15 protein-coding genes and 1 pseudogene are annotated in these 17,034 nt (G+C 69.1%); 3 read left to right on the forward strand and 13 right to left on the reverse strand.

The features are described from left to right. Window positions 1–95 precede the first annotated feature (95 nt). From KIH27_RS18415 to KIH27_RS18450, 8 genes are all read right to left on the reverse strand, one after another. Complete coding sequence (locus tag KIH27_RS18415; protein ID WP_214094420.1) at window positions 96–1,943, reverse strand: ABC transporter family substrate-binding protein; 1,848 nt, start codon at window positions 1,941–1,943, stop codon at window positions 96–98. Window positions 1,944–2,007: 64 nt separating this feature from the next. Further along, window positions 2,008–3,894, reverse strand: coding sequence for a translational GTPase TypA (gene typA / locus KIH27_RS18420; RefSeq protein WP_214094421.1), 1,887 nt, complete (start codon window positions 3,892–3,894; stop codon window positions 2,008–2,010). 61 nt (window positions 3,895–3,955) lie between these two features. Then, window positions 3,956–4,345: a MarR family winged helix-turn-helix transcriptional regulator gene (locus tag KIH27_RS18425; protein WP_214094422.1), complete on the reverse strand. Its 390-nt coding sequence runs from the start codon at window positions 4,343–4,345 to the stop codon at window positions 3,956–3,958. 43 nt (window positions 4,346–4,388) lie between these two features. After that, complete coding sequence (narI, locus tag KIH27_RS18430) at window positions 4,389–5,129, reverse strand: respiratory nitrate reductase subunit gamma (RefSeq protein WP_214094423.1); 741 nt, start codon at window positions 5,127–5,129, stop codon at window positions 4,389–4,391. Continuing rightward, window positions 5,126–5,803: a nitrate reductase molybdenum cofactor assembly chaperone gene (gene narJ, locus KIH27_RS18435; RefSeq protein WP_214094424.1), complete on the reverse strand. Its 678-nt coding sequence runs from the start codon at window positions 5,801–5,803 to the stop codon at window positions 5,126–5,128. The genes narI and narJ overlap by 4 nt, the downstream gene beginning before the upstream one ends. After that, the gene (gene narH / locus KIH27_RS18440) at window positions 5,800–7,422 is read right to left on the reverse strand and encodes a nitrate reductase subunit beta (RefSeq protein ID WP_214094425.1); all 1,623 of its coding nucleotides are present in this window, start codon (window positions 7,420–7,422) and stop codon (window positions 5,800–5,802) included. Before narH ends, narJ begins: the two co-directional genes overlap by 4 nt. Then, window positions 7,422–11,114 carry a nitrate reductase subunit alpha gene (locus tag KIH27_RS18445; protein WP_214094426.1) on the reverse strand — a complete coding sequence of 1,231 codons (3,693 nt, stop codon included), beginning with the start codon at window positions 11,112–11,114 and terminating at the stop codon, window positions 7,422–7,424. Before KIH27_RS18445 ends, narH begins: the two co-directional genes overlap by 1 nt. Window positions 11,115–11,260: 146 nt before the next feature. Continuing rightward, entirely contained in the window at window positions 11,261–11,668 is a 408-nt protein-coding gene (locus tag KIH27_RS18450; protein WP_214094427.1) for a (deoxy)nucleoside triphosphate pyrophosphohydrolase, read from the reverse strand. A gap of 34 nt (window positions 11,669–11,702) precedes the next feature. On the opposite strand from KIH27_RS18450, the gene KIH27_RS18455 reads away from it, so the two are divergent. Further along, complete coding sequence (locus KIH27_RS18455) at window positions 11,703–11,990, forward strand: 4a-hydroxytetrahydrobiopterin dehydratase (RefSeq protein WP_214094428.1); 288 nt, start codon at window positions 11,703–11,705, stop codon at window positions 11,988–11,990. 5 nt (window positions 11,991–11,995) lie between these two features. Continuing rightward, window positions 11,996–13,105 (forward strand): mandelate racemase/muconate lactonizing enzyme family protein, encoded by a 1,110-nt coding sequence (locus tag KIH27_RS18460; RefSeq protein ID WP_214094429.1) that lies wholly within the window; start codon window positions 11,996–11,998, stop codon window positions 13,103–13,105. On the opposite strand, the gene KIH27_RS18465 is transcribed toward KIH27_RS18460, so the two are convergent. After that, entirely contained in the window at window positions 13,087–14,370 is a 1,284-nt protein-coding gene (locus KIH27_RS18465) for a mannosyltransferase (RefSeq protein ID WP_214094434.1), read from the reverse strand. The two genes, KIH27_RS18460 and KIH27_RS18465, sit on opposite strands and share 19 nt — an antisense overlap. A gap of 84 nt (window positions 14,371–14,454) precedes the next feature. Here KIH27_RS18465 and KIH27_RS18470 point away from each other — a divergent pair, with 84 nt between their 5' ends. Then, window positions 14,455–15,414, forward strand: coding sequence for an Rv1157c family protein (locus KIH27_RS18470; RefSeq protein WP_214094430.1), 960 nt, complete (start codon window positions 14,455–14,457; stop codon window positions 15,412–15,414). A gap of 79 nt (window positions 15,415–15,493) precedes the next feature. On the opposite strand, the gene KIH27_RS18475 is transcribed toward KIH27_RS18470, so the two are convergent. From KIH27_RS18475 to KIH27_RS18485, 4 genes and pseudogenes are all read right to left on the reverse strand, one after another. Next, the gene (locus KIH27_RS18475) at window positions 15,494–15,640 is read right to left on the reverse strand and encodes a DUF1059 domain-containing protein (protein ID WP_214094431.1); all 147 of its coding nucleotides are present in this window, start codon (window positions 15,638–15,640) and stop codon (window positions 15,494–15,496) included. Further along, window positions 15,637–16,221: an HhH-GPD-type base excision DNA repair protein gene (locus KIH27_RS18480; protein WP_307856933.1), complete on the reverse strand. Its 585-nt coding sequence runs from the start codon at window positions 16,219–16,221 to the stop codon at window positions 15,637–15,639. The genes KIH27_RS18475 and KIH27_RS18480 overlap by 4 nt, the downstream gene beginning before the upstream one ends. 10 nt (window positions 16,222–16,231) lie before the next feature. Further along, complete coding sequence (locus KIH27_RS22695) at window positions 16,232–16,681, reverse strand: hypothetical protein (RefSeq protein WP_250150359.1); 450 nt, start codon at window positions 16,679–16,681, stop codon at window positions 16,232–16,234. A 47-nt stretch (window positions 16,682–16,728) separates the two neighbouring features. Further along, window positions 16,729–17,034: pseudogene (locus KIH27_RS18485) on the reverse strand (hypothetical protein); the annotation flags it as partial.

Here is a 17,034-nt window from a genome sequence, read left to right on the forward strand (position 1 = left end):
CCAGTCTGCCTGCTCACACAACGGCAACCTAACGCTGAGCGTTACTCTCAGCAAACTACGAGTATGTAGATGAGCTAGCTGGCTGCGTCGGCCGGCTAAGGGACCTTCACCCAGCGTCCGGCGTCGCCGACGATCCCGACCGGCACGGAACCGGACAGGTCGACGTTCGCCACGCTCGGTCCGACCGCCACGATCGTGGTGTCCTGCAGGATCGGCAGGACCGTCGCCATGCTCCACAGTCGGGGCTCGACGGCCGCGATCACGTCGCCGATCGGCTTCGCACCGTCGAGGGCGGCCGCGATGTCGGGCTGGATGGCGTGATCGCAGACGCCGGTGATGTTCGATGGCGCCTGGATCAGGGCACCGGGGCCCACCGGACGCGGCGGCGGCGTCGCCGTCGCTGTGGTCGACGCCGCCGACGACGCCGGCGCGGCGGGTGTGCTGGGGGCCGCACCCGGTGCGGCCGGACCCGACGTGGACACCGGTGTGGCCTCCAGGGCGGTGCAGCCGTAGCGGGAGGCCAGCAGCGTCGCCAGATCCCCGCCGGCCTGCTGCCAGCCGACGATCGCGTCGACCTGATTGGTGACCAGCGCCTCGCGGTACAGCTTCACCGGGTCCAGGGCGATCACGGTCGCAGCGATCCCGGCGTTCCGCAACTGGTCGGCCGCGGTGTTCGCCACCGCCACCGACGTCGGGTCGTTGGCGGCCACCCCGATGGCCAGCGACAGCTGCTCGCCGCCCTTGGTGATCCGGCCGCGGCGGGTCTCCGGGGTCCGCGGCTCGACCGGGACCGGCGCTGACCCTGGCGCGTTCTTCTCGACGTGGTAGCCGGCGGACTTCAGCAGTGCCACGGCCGTGGTGTCCGGCATCGCCGGTGGAGCGGTCGGCGTGTACTCCGGGTCGCTCGGAGTGCGGATCTGCGCTTGGGCCAGGGTGACGGTGTTGTCGCTGCTCGCCCCGACCGTGGCCAGCAGACCCACGTCCAGCAGGCCCAGGATCGCCCGGCGGACCCGCACGTCGGCCAGCTTCGGCTCACCGCCCCGCAGGGCCAACTGCATCACCCGCGGCGCGACCACCCGGGCCGTCTGCACTCCCGGGATGACCGACAGCTGAGCGAACGCCGCCGAGCCGCCGTGTACCTGCGCGACCTGGGTGTCGCCGTTGCGGATCGAGTCGGCCAGCGCCGCCGCCGACCCGGCCCGGCGGAACAGGATCAGGTCCGGCCTGGCCGGTGGCCCCCAGTAGCGGTCGTTGCGGGCGAGCAGGATCGCGTCGCGCTGCGGGTCGATGTTCTCCACCCGGAACTGGCCGCCGGTGACCGGCAGCGCCCGGGCCAGCCCCGCCGGGAAGCCGCCGGGCACATCCTTGACGATGTGCGCCGGCAGGATGTTGTTGAACAGCTCCCGCCAGGCCGGATACGGCCTGGCGAACGTGACCGTGACCTGCTTGCCGGCCTCCGCCGAATGCACCCCGGTGATCAGGTCATAGCCGGCCGGGTCGACCACCCCGGGCTGGCTGACCATCTGCTGCCACAGGTACCAGAAATCGTCGGCCGCGATCGGCGCATTGTCGGTCCAGGACGCCTCCGGCCGGATCCGGTAGCTGACCGTGAACGGTGACTCGCCGGTCACCGCGGCCGAGACCAGCAGCGTCGGGTCCATCTCCCAGCGCGAACCGGTCGCAGTGGAGAAATCCGGTATCGGCCGGAACGCGCTGGGCAGCACCAGCGCGCTGACCGCGGCGGTGACCGCGGACAGATCGGAGCGCAGGTGCGGGTTGAACCCGGCCCCGATCGAGTCGACGGCCATGATGATCTGGCTGAGCCGCTTCGGCGGCAGCGCGGCGCTCTTCGGTGTCTCGGTGCTCTGCGGCGCGGGCGGCGGGTTGACCGTACAGCCCGAGACCGTCAGCCCCACCGCCACGATCAGCGCGCCGACTCTCACCGGGACACACTAACGATTTCGGCGCGGTAAGTGTCGCTGAGCGCACCCGATCGCGCCGAAATCGTCAACCCTGGGCCTTGGCCCGGGAGCGGGCCCGCGCCCGCAGGTTGGCGTCCAGTTCGACCTTGCGGACCCGAACCACCTCCGGCGTGACCTCTACGCACTCGTCGGCGGCGCAGAACTCCATCGCCTGCTCCAGGTCCAGTTCGATCGGCCGGGCCAGCGTCTCCATCACGTCGGCCGTCGACGACCGCATGTTGGTGAGCTTCTTCTCCTTGGTGACGTTGATGTCGAGGTCCTCGGCGCGCGGGTTGATCCCGACCACCATGCCGCCGTAGGTGTCCTGGCCGGGTTCGACGAAGAACTGGCCGCGGTCGGCGAGCTGGATCAGCGCGAACGGGGTGATGGACCCGGACCGGTCGGAGACCAGCGAGCCTGTGTGCCGGGCCCGGATCTCCCCGGCCCACGGCTGGTAGCCCTCGAAGACCGCGTTGGCGATGCCGGTGCCGCGGGTCTCGGTGAGGAAGTCGGTGCGCCAGCCGATCAGCCCGCGGCTGGGGATGATGAACTCCATCCGCACCCAGCCGGTGGTGTGGTTGGCCATCTCGGTCATCCGGCCCTTGCGGGCGGCGGCCAGCTGGGTGATGGCGCCGACGAACTCCTCCGGGCAGTCCACGGTCAGGTGCTCGAACGGCTCGTGCACCTTGCCGTCGATCTTGCGGGTCACCACCTGCGGTTTGCCGACGGTGAGCTCGAAGCCCTCGCGGCGCATCTGCTCGACCAGGATGGCCAGCGCCAGCTCACCGCGGCCCTGCACCTCCCAGGCGTCGGGGCGGCCGATGTCGACGACCCGGATCGAGACGTTGCCGATCAGTTCGGTGTCGAGGCGGTTGCGCACCATCCGGGCGGTCAGTTTGTGCCCGGAGACCTTGCCGGCCAGCGGCGAGGTGTTCGTGCCGATCGTCACCGAGATCGCCGGCTCGTCGACGGTGATCCGCGGCAGCGCGTGCGGGGCGGCCGGGTCGGCCAGCGTGTCGCCGATCATGATGTCCGGGATACCGGCGACCGCGACGATGTCGCCGGCGACGGCCTCCTCGGTCGGGGTGCGCTCCACGCCCTCGGTGACCAGCAGTTCGGTGATCTTGGCGGTGGTGGTGACCGGCTCACCGTCGACCTCCCGCAGCCAGGCGACCTGCTGCCCCTTGCGGAGACGGCCGTTGTAGATGCGGACCAGCGCCAGCCGGCCCAGGAACGGCGAGGCGTCGAGGTTGGTGACCAGCGCCTGCAGCGGCGCCTCCGGGTCGCCCGACGGCGGCGGCACGTGCTCGAACAGCACGTCGAACAGCGGGTCGAGGTTCTCCCCGTCCGGAACGGAGCCGTCGGCGGGTGCGGTGGTGCTGCACACCCCGGCCCGGCCGGAGGCGTACAGCGTCGGCAGGCCCAGCGCGTGCTCGGCGGCGGCCTGCGCCTCGTCGTCGAGGTCGCTGGCCACATCCAGCAGCAGGTCGTGGCTGGCGTCGACGACCTCGGCGATGCGGGCGTCGGGCCGGTCGGTCTTGTTGACGACCAGGATCACCGGCAGGTGCGCGGCCAGCGCCTTGCGCAGCACGAACCGGGTCTGCGGCAGCGGGCCCTCGGAGGCGTCGACCAGGAGCACCACGCCGTCGACCATCGACAGCCCGCGTTCCACCTCACCGCCGAAGTCGGCGTGACCCGGGGTGTCGATGACGTTGATGCAGGTCACGGTGCCGTCCGGGTGGTGGCGGTGCACCGCGGTGTTCTTGGCGAGGATCGTGATGCCCTTTTCGCGCTCCAGGTCACCGGAGTCCATCACCCGGTCGGCGGCCTCCCCACGCTCCTGCAGAGCACCGGACTGGCGGAGCATGGCGTCGACCAGGGTGGTTTTCCCGTGGTCAACGTGCGCGACGATGGCGACGTTACGAAAGTTCACCGGGCGATTCTGCCAGCGCACCCTGGCAATCGCGAAAACGTGAAGCCTAGAGCAACGAAGGTCACAGTTCCAGCGATGACTCCGCGCTGAACCGTTCGAGCTCCTCGAGGTGCAATTCGGTCAGCGATTGCAGGCATTTCGCCGCAGCTTCGGTGAGCTGCAGCCGGATCACCCGCTGGTCCTCGCTGTCGCGGACCCGGTCGACCAGTCCCGCCGCCTCGGCCCGCTGGATCAGCTCCCCGGCGCTGTGGTGACGCAGCAGCAGGTAGTCCGCAACATCGCCGACCGTCGGCCCGCGGGAATCGGTGTGGCCGCGCACCGCGAGCAGCAACTGGTGTTGGGCCGGGGTCAGGCCGGCGGCCTGCGCCTGATCGGCGCTCCACCGTTCGAACCGCCGCAGGCGGGTGCGGAACATCAGCAACCGCGTATAGACGTCGTCAGGTAAAGCCACGCTGGTTACTGTAAGCGGGCCGCCGCGACTCGGCAGCCTCACCTCACCAGCCCCGCCGCTCCGGCCGCGACCCCATCGGCTGGTTCTGCTTCGCCGCGGCGCGGCTGCGGTAGACGATGTACGGCCGGAACAGGTAGCCGACCGGTGCGCTGAACGCATGCACCAGCCGGGTGAACGGCCAGAGCGCGAACAGGGTCAGCGCGATCATCACGTGCACCTGGTAGTACATCGGCGCCTGCACCATCAGGTCGCCGCGCGGGTCCAACGCCCAGATCGACCGGAACCAGACCGACACCGTCTGCCGGTAGTCGTGCGCCTCCCCGTACGGGGTGGTGCCCATCAGGGTGCAGCCCATCCCGGCTACCAGCGCGCAGACCAGCACCAGGTACATCACCTTGTCGTTGACGGTGGTGGCGCGGAACACCGCGGCGTGCAACCGCCGCCGGTAGATCAGCAGCGTGATGCCGACCAGGGTGGCGATGCCCGCCGGGATGCCGAAGATCATCGCCTGCAGGTGGTAGAAGTGGTCGCTCATGCCCATCGCCTCGGTCCACGACTCCGGGATGAACAGGCCCATGATGTGCCCGAAGATCACCACGAAGCTGCCGAAGTGGAACATCGGGCTGGCGACCTGCAGCAACTTGGACTCGTAGAGCTGCGATGAGCGTGTCGTCCAGCCGAACTTGTCGTAGCGGTAGCGCCACCAGGTGGCGACCACCGCGACCGACAGCGCCAGATAGGGCGCAATGTTCCACCACCGTACTGCGTCGGTAACCAGCGTCATTGTGTCCGCACCTTCGGCATTCCCAGTGGAACCGTCGTCGAATACGGTTCCAGTCCAACGGCTTCCGCGGGCGGCCCGGATTCGGCCAGTTGGCGCGCATCGCGCACCTCGGCGTCCGTGGCCGCCGGCAGCGTCTTGAGCACCGCGGCGATGGTGTCCGCGTACGGCGACTCCGCATCGGTCAGCGATCGCAGCAGCACGTTGATCGGCGCCCAGTGCCCGATCAGCAGCCGGCGCCCGGCTTCGGGGTCGACCGTCGCCGCGAACTCCAGCACCACCGGCAGGTGGTCGGGCGCCTCACCCGGCGGCGGCTGCGCGCCGGATTCCCGATAGGCGGTGGCGAACGCCAGCATCTGCATCCCACGGTTGCGGGTGTCGCCACCGGTCCAGTAGGTGAGGAACATGGTGGACCGGCGCCGCAGGTCGAAGGTGTCCACATACCGGGTGGCGGCGATGAACGGATCAGTCTCCCGTAGCGCGATCACCGTGCGACCCAGCAGTTCCGCCTCCGCCGCGGCCGCTTTGGGCAGATGGCTCAGCAGTTCCTCGACGGTGTCCAACCGCGCGTCGTGCTGATCGTCGGGATAGGCCAGCAGCAGCGACGCGGCCTGCCAGACCAGCCGATCGGCAATCCCGTCGCGCTGCGAGCGCCGAACGCGGTCCAGCAGTTTCACGACGACTCCTGTTTCGGGAACATCTCCGGCGACGCGCCGCCGCCCTCCCAGTTGAGCAGGTTGATCCGCCCGCGCGGCCGCTGCGCATGCCCGTTGCCGCTGTTCTCGGTCATGTGGAACGACGCCTGCGCCGAGTCCGGGTCGGCCCCGAAGACGTCTTCGTCCTCGTACCCGTTGGGGCCGCCGGTGATCGAGCAGCCCATGTGCTCAAGCTCGTGCGCCTTCTGGCTGTAGGCGGTCGGAATGACGTAGCGATCTTCGTATTTCGCGATCGCCAGCAACCGGTACATGGCGTATATCTGCTCTTCGGTCATCCCGACCGACTCCGGGATCTCCGGCTGCGTCTCCCGGCCGAGGTTGATGTCGCGCATGTAGGAGCGCATCGCGGCCAGCCGGCGCAGCACCCCCTCCACCACCGCGGTGTCGCCGGCGGTGAACATCTCGGCCAGATACGCCATCGGGATGCGCAGGGCGTCTAGCGCACCGAACAGGTTGCCGATGTCCTCGCCGTCGCCGCCGTCGCGGCTGACCGCGTCGACCACCGGCGACAGCGGCGGGACGTACCAGACCATCGGCATCGTCCGGTATTCCGGGTGCAGCGGCAGCGCGACCTTGTAGGTGTTGATCAGCGCGTAGATCGGGGACCGTTGCGCCGCCTCGATCCATTCGTCGGAGATCCCCTCGGCCCGCGCCCCGGCGATCACCGCCGGGTCGGTCGGGTCCAGGAACACCGCGCGCTGCGCCTCGTAGAGGTCGGTGTCCTTCTCCACCGAGGCCGCCGCCAGCACCGCGTCGGCGTCGTAGAGGATCAGGCCGATGTAGCGCAGCCGGCCGACGCAGGTCTCCGCGCAGATGGTCGGCATCCCGGCTTCGATGCGCGGATAGCAGAAGTGGCACTTCTCGGCCTTGCCGGTCTTGTGGTTGAAGTACACCTTCTTGTACGGGCAGCCCGACACGCACAGTCGCCAGCCGCGGCACCGGTCCTGGTCGACCAGGACGATGCCGTCCTCGCTGCGCTTGTAGATCGCGCCGGTCGGGCACGACGCCACACACGACGGGTTCAGGCAGTGCTCGCAGATCCGCGGCAGGTAGAACATGAAGGTGTCTTCCAGGTCGGTCTTGACCTGGTCGCCGACCTTCTTGAGGAGCGGATCCTGCGGCACGATCTCCGGTGAGCCGGCGAGGTTGTCGTCCCAGTTGGGCCCCCACTCGACCTTCATCGGCTCGCCGGTGATCTGGCTGCGCGGCGCGGCGACCGGCAGCGTGTCGGTGGGCGGCGAGGCGATCAGGTTCTCGTAGTCGTAGGTCCACGGCTCGTAGTAGTCGCGCATGGTGGGCAACTTGGGGTTGGCGAAGATGTGCAGCAGCTTGTAGATGCGGCCGCCGGCCTTCAACTTGAGGCGGCCCTTCTTGTCCAGTTCCCAACCGCCGAGCCAGACGTCCTGGTCCTCATAGGTTCGCGGATACCCCACGCCGGGGCGGGTTTCGACGTTGTTGAACCACGCGTACTCGGTGCCCTCCCGGTTCGTCCAGGCCTGCTTGCAGGTCACCGAACAGGTGTGGCAGCCGATGCATTTGTCGAGGTTCATCACCATCGCCATCTGCGCCATTACCTTCATCAGTACTTGACCTCCTGGCGGCGGCGGCGCACCACCGTCACCTCGTCGCGCTGGTTGCCGGTCGGCCCCAGGTAGTTGAACGCGAACGCGTTCTGGGCGTAGCCGCCGGCCAGATGGCTGGGCTTGACCCGAACCCGGGTCAGGGCGTTGTGGTTGCCGCCGCGCTTGCCGGTCGTCTCACTGCGCGGGGTGTCCACGGTGCGCTCCTGCACGTGGTAGACGTACACCACCCCGTCGGGCATCCGCTGGCTGACGATCGCGCGACAGACGAACACGCCGTTGGCGTTGACCGCCTCGACCCAATCGTTGTCGCGCACACTGATTTTCGCGGCGTCGCCGGGACTCATCCACATGGTCGGACCGCCGCGCGACAGCGTCAGCATGTACAGGTTGTCCTGGTAGGTGGAGTGGAACGACCACTTGGAGTGCGGGGTCAGGTAGCGCACGGTCAGCCCGACGCCGTCGTCGGTCGGGCCGAGTTCCGGCGCGTCGAACAGCCGGGCCATGTCCAGCGGCGGACGGAACACCGGCAGGTGCTCACCGAGTTCCTCCACCCAGTCGTGGGCGACGTAGAAGTGCATCCGCCCGGTCAGCGTGTGGAACGGCTTGAGCCGTTCGATGTTGACCGTGAACGGCGCGTACCGCCGCCCGCCGGTCTCACTGCCCGACCACTCCGGGCTGGTGATCACCGGGCAGGGCCGGGATTGCGTGTCGGCGTAGGTGATCCGCTTCTCCTCGCTGCCCTCGGCGAGGTCGGCCAGCCGCTGCCCGGTGCGCTTCTCCAGTTCACGGAACCCCTCGACGGCCAGCCGGCCGTTGGTGGTCCCGGACAGCGCGAGCACGACGTCGCACATCCGTGCGGCGGTGGTGATCGCCGGGCGGCCCTCGCCGGCACCGGAATCCATCAGGCCGAACTTGGCGCCGAGCTGCTCGACCTCCTCGTCGGGGTGCACGGTGTAGCCCTTCACCGTCATCCCCAGCGTGTCGACCAGCGGGCCCAGCGTGCGCCACTTGTCGTAGATCGCGGTGTAGTCGCGCTCGACGACCGTCACCTTCGCCATCGTCTTACCCGGGATCGGGGTGGCACCCGTTGTGAGCCAGTCGTTCTCGGTGCCGTCCGGGTAGGCCATCGCGTCCGGCGTGTCGTGGGCCAGCGCGGTGAGGACCACATCGGTGCGGGTGCCCAGGTGTTCCTTGGCCAGCTGACTGAACTTGCGGGCGACGGCGCCGAATGCGTCGAAGTCGCTGCGGGTCTCCCACGGCGGGTCGATCGCGGCGCTGAACGCGTGCACGTAGGGATGCATGTCGGTCGACGACAGATCGGACTTCTCGTACCAGGTCGCGGCCGGCAGCACGATGTCGGAGACCAGCGTCGTGGAGGTCATTCGGAAGTCGATCGACATCAGCAGATCCAGCTTGCCCTCGGGGATCTCGCCGTCGCAGACCACGTCGGTCGGTCGCACCCCGCCGACCGCGGGCTTGCCCAGGATGTTGGAGTCGGTGCCGAGCAGGTGCTGCAGGAAGTATTCGCCGCCCTTGCCGGATGCGCCGATCAGGTTCGCCCGCCAGACGGTGAGCACCCGCGGCCAGTTGACCGGGTTGTCCGGGTCGGTGACCGACAGCTTGAGGTCGCGCTTGCCCAGTTGTTCGGCGACGTACTCGGGGATGTCACGGCCGGCGGCCTTCGCCTCGTCGGCGACATCGAGGCTGGAGCGGTCGAACTGCGGGTAGAACGGGCTCCACCCCATCGCCGTCGACGACGCGAGCACGTCCATGGTGTGCTTGCCGGCGAACCGGCCGCGGCCCAGCGGGCTGGTCAGCTTCTCGGCGCCGTAGTTGTCGTAGCGCCACTGATCGGTGTGGGCGTACCAGTAGGAGGCGCCGGGCACCTGCCGCGGCGGCCGCACCCAGTCGGTGGCCATCGCCATCACCTGCCACCCGGTCAGCGGCCGCACCTTCTCCTGGCCGACGTAGTGCGCCCAGCCGCCGCCGTTCCGGCCCATCGACCCGGTCAGCATCAGCAGTGCCAGCACGGCCCGGTAGATCGCGTCGCCGTGGAACCACTGGCAGATACCGCTGCCCATGATGATCATCGACCGGCCGCCGGATTCCTCAGCGCTGCGGGCGAATTCGCGGGCAATCCGGATGACCTGGCCGGGCGAGACCCCGGTGATCTCCTCCTGCCAGGCCGGCGTGTTGGCGTGCTCGGCGTCATCGAAACCGGTCGGCCACTCCCCGGGCAGTCCGGGACGCGCCACCGCGTAGTTGGCCAGCATCAGGTCGAACACCGTGCACACCAGGTGCTCGCCGACCCGACGCACCGGGACGCCACGCTCGACCACGGTGCCTTCGCCGGTGACGGTGTCGAAGTCGGCCAGTGAGACCAGTGCGGTCTCCCCGCCCTCGCGCAGCACGCTCAGCGCCGGGCGCACCTCACCCAGGTCGAGGTTCCACTTGCCCACGCCGTCGTCGCCGTAGCGGAAGCCCAGCGAGCCGTTCGGCACGACGACGCCGTCGGTGACCTCGTCGAGCAGTGCGGGCTTGAACGCCGAATTCTCCGTTCCCGCAATCTCGCCGCCCAGATCGGCGGCGGTCAGGTTCTTGCCCGGCACCAGCATCCCGTCGCGCTGCTCCAGCTTGATCAGGAACGGCAGGTCGGTGTACTGGCGCGAGTAGTCGATGAAGAACGGCACCTGGTTGTCGATGTAGTTGTCCTTGAGGATGACGTGCCCCATCGCCATCGCCAGCGCGCCGTCGGTGCCGGCCGCGCACGGCATCCACTCGTCGGCGAACTTGGTGTTGTCGGCGTAGTCGGGGCTGACCGTCACCACCTTGGTGCCGCGGTAGCGGACCTCGGCCATCCAGTGCGCGTCGGGCGTGCGGGTGATCGGGACGTTGGAGCCCCACATCATCAGATACGCCGCGTCCCACCAGTCCCCGGACTCCGGCACGTCGGTCTGGTCGCCGAACACCTGCGGGGAGGCGACCGGCAGGTCGGCGTACCAGTCGTAGAACGACGTCATCGGCGCGCCGATCAGTTCGAAGAACCGCGACCCGGCGGCATACGACACCATCGACATCGCCGGGATCGGGGAGAACCCGGCGACCCGGTCCGGGCCGTATTTCTTGATCGTGTGCACGTGCGCGGCGGCGATGATCTCGGTGGCCTCGGCCCAGGTCATCCGCACCAGGCCGCCCTTGCCGCGTTCCCGCTGGTAGCGCCGGCGGCGCTCCGGGTCGGCCTGGATGTCGGCCCAGGCCGCCACCGGGTCGCCGAGGCGCGCCTTCGCCTCGCGGTACATCTCGACCAGCACGCCGCGCCCGTACGGATAGCGCACCCGGGTCGGCGAGTAGGAGTACCAGGAGAACGATGCGCCGCGCGGGCACCCGCGCGGTTCGTACTCGGGCCGATCCGGCCCCACCGAGGGGTAGTCGGTGGCCTGGTTCTCCCAGGTGATGATCCCGTCCTTGACGAAGATCTTCCAGGAGCACGAACCGGTGCAGTTCACGCCGTGGGTGGAGCGCACCACCTTGTCGTGCGCCCAGCGGTCGCGGTAGAAGATGTCGGCCTCGCGGCCACCCCGACGGGTGACGCTGCGCAGGTCCGGTGAGATCTCACCGGCAACGAAGAAGCGGCCGCTGCGTTCCAGCAACTCCTCAAGTGGCCCACCGACATGCGGGGTCGTCGTCATAGGGAATCTCCTTGATGCTCGCTGTCCAGCGTGCCAGCGAATCGCCCGTCTCGCCGTGGATCCGGGAGGTCAAATCAATCGGTTATATCGTCGCGCGACCATATTGTGGGGTAGAAGTGACCGGCGCGCCATTCGAACGGTCGGAATCAGCGTTCAGCAAAGGTCAGCAGCGTGATCAGTTCGTCCAGCCAGGCGCGATCCGCTGGGACCCAGTCGATTCCCGGCAATTCCACAGCGGTCGCCCAGCGCAGCGCGCGGTGGTCGTCCGGGCGGGGTTCGCCACGGGTCAGACCGACCCGGTAGGCCCGCAGCGTCATCCCGCCGACCACCGGAACGTCGGCGCCGAGTCGCTCCCCCACCACGACGGCGTCGGCGTCGACGCCCAGTTCCTCCGCCAGTTCCCGGGCCAGTGCGGCCGGTTCCGTTTCACCAGGCATCACCTTGCCGCCGGGCAGTTCCCAGCGGCCCGCCAATTCCGGCGGTCGGCGTCGCTGAGCGACCAGCACCGCGGATCCGGCGATCACCGCGCCCGCGACGACGATCTGGTTGGTCATGGCGTAGGACCGTATACCGTCCTACGGTCGTTGTATGGCTGTGTTGACGAACGAACAGATCGCGGCGGCGCTGACCGGACTCGACGGCTGGCAGCATACGGACGGCGTGTTGCGGCGGTCGGTGAAATTCCCGTCGTTTCTCGCCGGGATCGACGCGGTCCGCCGGGTGGCCGAGCACGCCGAGGCCAAGGATCATCATCCGGACATCGACATCCGGTGGCGGACAGTCGCATTCTCGCTGGTGACGCATTCGGCCGGTGGGATCACCGGGAACGACGTGGCGATGGCCGGTGACATCAACCAGATCCTCGCCGAAGGGTAGCGCGCATGCCTGCCACCACCATCGTCGCTGTCGAGGCGATTCCGCTGCGCATCCCGATCAGCGACACGGCGGTACCGGGTGCATCACTGTGGGGCGCAAGGCTTTCCGCGGCCGACGCGCTGCTGGTGAAGGTGACCACTGACGACGGGCTCGAAGGCTGGGGCGAGGCTTTCGGTCTGCACGCCGTCGATCTGGTCACGCTGGCCGTCGATGAGCTGATCGCCCCGCTGTGCGTGGGCCGGGACGCGGCCGCCATCGAGCCGCTGATGGCCGACGTGCAGCGCCGGTTGCACGTGTTCGGGCGCGGCGGGGTGCTGACCTACGGGCTGTCGGCGGTGGACATCGCGCTGTGGGACATCGCCGGCAAGCGGGCCGGCGCGCCGGTCAGCGCGCTGCTCGGCGGCGGGGTCGCGACGATGCCCTGCTACGCGAGCCTGGCGTGCTACCGGGAGCCCGACCTGGTTCGCGCCGCGGTCCGGCGCGCGGTCGACGCCGGGTTCACCGTCCTCAAACTGCACGAGTCGGGCATTCCGGCGATCGCGGCGGCGCGCGCGGAGGCCGGTGCGGATGCGCGGCTGATCGTGGACGCCGGCTGTGCCTGGACCCTGGCGGAGGCGCGGGCTCTCGCACCGGACCTGCACGCCGTCGGGCTGACGTTCCTCGAGGAGCCGCTGTGGCCGCCGGAGAACTTCGACGGGCTGGCCGAGTTGCGCCGGACCACCGGTCTGCCGGTGTCGTCCGGTGAGAACGTCGGCACGCTACTGGAATTCGAGCGGATGCTCGCCGTCGGTGCCGTCGATTTCGTGCAGCCCTCGCCGGCGAAGATGGGCGGCATCAGCGAGCTGTGCAAGGTCTTCCCGCTGGCCGCCGTCCGCAACATCCCGGTGATGACGCACTCGTTCTACTCCGGTCCCGGACTGCTCGCCGCCGTCCACGCCACCGCCGCGCTCGGCACTCGGGAGGCGATGATCGAGTGGCGCTGGTTCGAACTGGAGGCGGCGATCTACGGCGATGCGCTGACCCCGACCGCGGGCCGGATCACGGTGCCGACGGGCCCGGGCCTGGGCGTCGACCCCGATCCCGACGTCGTCAGCGCCTATCGCCGCCGCGCCTGACGGCGGGTTCCCGCCACCCAGGCCAGTGTCGCCAGCGCGGCCACCACGTAGATCAGCCCGGCCCAGGCCAGATACCAGGGCCGGCTGTCCTGCCAGATGCTCGGCTGCGCGAAGCTCAGCAGCCAGGGCACCCCGATCAGCGTCAGCGCCAGCCAGCCCCAGCCCAGCACCTGCGCGCCGCGACGGTCGGCCAGCGGACCCTGCAACAGCCAGATCATCAGCGGCAGCAACCAGGCCCAGTGGTGCGTCCAGGAGATCGGCGAGGCCAGCAAGCCGAACAGTTCGACCACCAGCAACTGCCCCAGCCGATCGCCCGGCGCCAGTGCCCGCCAGGCCAGTACGGCGAGCACCGCGGTGACGGCGATCGCGATCAGCACCGGAGCGCTGTAGCCGGCGTCGTGGCCGAGGATCCGGGAGATCGCACCGCGCCAGGACTGGTTGAACGAGGTGGCGACCGGTCCCACCCGGTGGGCGTCGCCGAGCAGTTCGGTGAAGTAGCGCCGGGCCTGATCGCCGGTGACCCACGCCGACACCGCGACGGTGCCGCAGAACACCACCGCGGAGAAGACGGCGGCGGCCCACCGGCGCGCCCCGGCGAAGTACACCCCGGCGATCGCCGGGGTCAGCTTCACCCCGGCCGCCAGCCCGACCAGCAGCCCGGACACCCACCAGCGGCGGCTGTAGACCGCCCACAGCACCGCCAGCACCAGGATCACGTTGATCTGGCCGTAGTCGAAGGTGCTGCGCAGCGGTTCGATCCAGAGGCCGACCGCCGTCCACAGCATGGCCACTCGCCGGCCGCGTGTCGGCTCGCTGCCGGTTGAGCCGCCCAGCAGTCGCTGGCTGACCCGGACCACGCCGTACACCGCGGCGATGGTTCCGAGCTGCCAGAGGAATGCCACCAGGCCGAACGGCAGCAGGTGCAGCGGGTAGAAGACGATCGCGGCGAACGGCGGGTAGGTGAACGGCAGCGGGAAGTCGGGCGTCTGGTCGGCGTAGACGTAGTCGTAGAGGGTGCCCGGCCGGTTCAGTGCGGCGGCTCCGCTGATGTAGACGTGCAGGTCGACGAAGTTCGCACCGCGGGGCGTCAGGTACGTCCAGGCCAGTCGTGCGCTGATGCTGGCCGCCAGCAGCAGCGGGCCCCATGCGGTCAGTCGATTCGCCCGTGAGCGGGTGACCGGGGCGGTGGAGGTGGTGTCTACCGGCACGACTCTAGCGAACGGCTGTCGGATCACCGTCGCGGTTCGGCTCCGTAACGGTTGGATAAATGACACACGTGTCACTTGAGCCTCACCAGTAACGCGCTAACTTCGGATTTCAGCAAGCCACCGCCCAGGATTGGAGAAGTCATGTCGGGGATCCGGAGACTGTGCGCCACGACGAGCGCCGCCGTTGCGATCGGCGCGTCGGCCGCGCTGGTGCTGGGCGGTGTCGCCTGGGCCGAGCCGGCCGGCCCGCCGCTGCCGCTGCCCTCGGCGGCCCAACTGCCCGGGCTGCCGGCCATCGAACAGCTCAGCCCGGTGATCCAGCAGGCGGCCGCCGACCCGGCCGGCGCGTCGTCGCTGCTGATGGCCGCGGCTTCGGCGTTCCTCGGTAACTCCGCTGCCCCGGCCGACTCCAAGTCGGTCGCGGACTCGGTGGCGCAGTTCGTGCAGACACCGGCCGAGACCGCGCACGTCCCGGCGGCCGGTGCGATCCCCGGCGAGATGGCGCACCTGCCCAGCGGGATCGACCCGGCCAATGCGGTGGGGCCGATGGCGCACACGGCGGCCCAGGCCGTTCCGGCGCCCGAGGCGGCGCCGGCACCCGAGGCCGCACCCGCTCCGGCTCCGGCCCCGGAGGCCGCCGCACCCGCCGCCGAGACCGCCGCCCAGCCGGCCGGTGCGGCATTCGGGCCGGACGCACCGCCCACCCAGGACTTCATGTACCCGTCGATCGGGCAGAACTGCCTCGCCGACGGCGGCAACTCGATCGCCACCGCGCTGTCGGTGGCGGGCCCGGCCCCGATCCCGACCCCCGGCCCGAAGCCCGGCCAGACCGCCTACGTGTTCACCGCGGTCGGCACGTCGGGTCCGGCCGAGGTGCAGAAGCTGCCGTTGAACGTCACCTGGGTGAACCTGACCACCGGCAAGTCCGGCAGCGCCACCCTCAAGCCGCGCTCCGACATCAACCCGGAGGGTCCGACGACGCTGACCGCGATCGTCGACACCGGTTCGGGCAGCATCATGTCGACGATCTTCGGCCAGGTCAGCACCACCGAGCGGCAGTGCAACTTCCTGCCGACCATCGGCTCGACCGTGGTGCCCTGACCCCTTGCCTTCTCTCGCGACCGTGCAGAACTGACCGGCAAACCGCCAGGCGGCACCGGTGGGTTCTGCACGTTCGCGGTCAGTACGCCATGGACAAGATGGCGTCCCGGTCGTAGTTACGGCCGGGATGCTCCTCGGCGAGGTGCTGCTGCGCGACGGCGACCAGGTCGTCTTCGTCCTTGCCGACCAGGACTTCACCGCACGGGCATGGCAAGTGGGTTTTCATTGCTGGTTTGCACCTACCTTCGCGTTGGCCTTCATCTGCTTCTTGTGGGACCGGACCCGCTCCAGGGAGTCGGCGTCGACGACGTCGGCCACCGACATGAACGTGCCGTCGGCACCGTAATCCCCCGCCGCCGCCCGCCACCCCGGTGCCGTCACGCCGTACTGCTTGCCGAGCAGCGCCAGGAAGATCTTCGACTTCTGCTCGCCGAAGCCGGGCAGCGCCTTGATCCGTTTCAGCAACTCCGCACCGTCGGGATTCCCAACCGTCCACAGGTTCGCCGCGTCCCCGTCGTAGCGGTCGGCCACGATCTGCGCGACGGCCTGGATGCGGGTCGCCATCGAACCCGGAAACCGGTGCACCGCAGGCTTTTCCGAGCACAGCGCGGTGAATTTCTCCGGGTCGCAGGCGGCGACGTCATGCGCGTCCAGCCCGCCCATCCGGTCGGCGATCTTCTTCGGGCCGGCGAACGCGGACTCCATCGTCACCTGCTGGTCGAGTGTCATGCCGATCAGCAGCGCGAACGGGTTGTCCGAGAGCAGGGCGTCGGCGGCGGGATCACCGGTGAGGTGCAGGTCAGGCACGGCGGTCAGTCTAGTGACCAAGCACCGTCCGCTTGAGCCCTGGACACTGCTGGTCGAGCGCCGCGATCGCGTCGTCGGACAACAGGTTCGCCTCCTGCGCTTCGCGCACCCATTGCGGCTGCGGGTCGGAGGCAGTCGACTCGTTGGCTTCGCGCTGCAGCTTCGCGTCGAGCGCCAATGCATCCGCCCAGACCCTCAGGGGCTTCCTCAACTCCGGCGTCGACACAGCTTCCGCGGCCGCGCGCAGCCTGCCATCGAGCGCCGACTGTCTCTCAACAACGTCGCTGAGGTCATCGTCAGTGTTGTCATCGAAGCGGGCGGTCATCCACACCCCCAGTTCATGCAGCTGGCCGCCGAGATCTCGCACCGTCGCGCAGTCTTTTTCCAGCGGGGTGGTGCTGTCGTGGGTAACCCACACAACACCGGCGGCCACAGCGGCAGCCAATACCAGCACGACCAAGCCCCACGAACCGTATCGCCCGAACCAACGCGCCCTCATGCTTTTCGTCACGACCGTGGCGGGATATAGAATTCCTGACCGCACACATCCGGGATGTGGATGTCTATCTTCGGGTTGGAATTATGGACATTGTAAATGTCTTGGATGCTGACCGGCGCCCACCGATTCTGACCGCCGTGGGGTGCTGCGGGATTGCCCGGTACACCGATCTGCCAGCTACGTTCCTGCTCGAACTGATAGTCAACCCATTCCGCTCGATACCATTTCTCATCATTTCTCTGAACCCACTGAACGTGGCCTGGAGCGGCTGGGTTAAAGCGGCTCTTCCGGATCGAGAGTGCGTGGACTGGTGT

The sequence above is a fragment of the Mycolicibacter acidiphilus genome (genome assembly GCF_018455725.1).
Classification (GTDB): domain Bacteria; phylum Actinomycetota; class Actinomycetes; order Mycobacteriales; family Mycobacteriaceae; genus Mycobacterium; species Mycobacterium acidiphilum.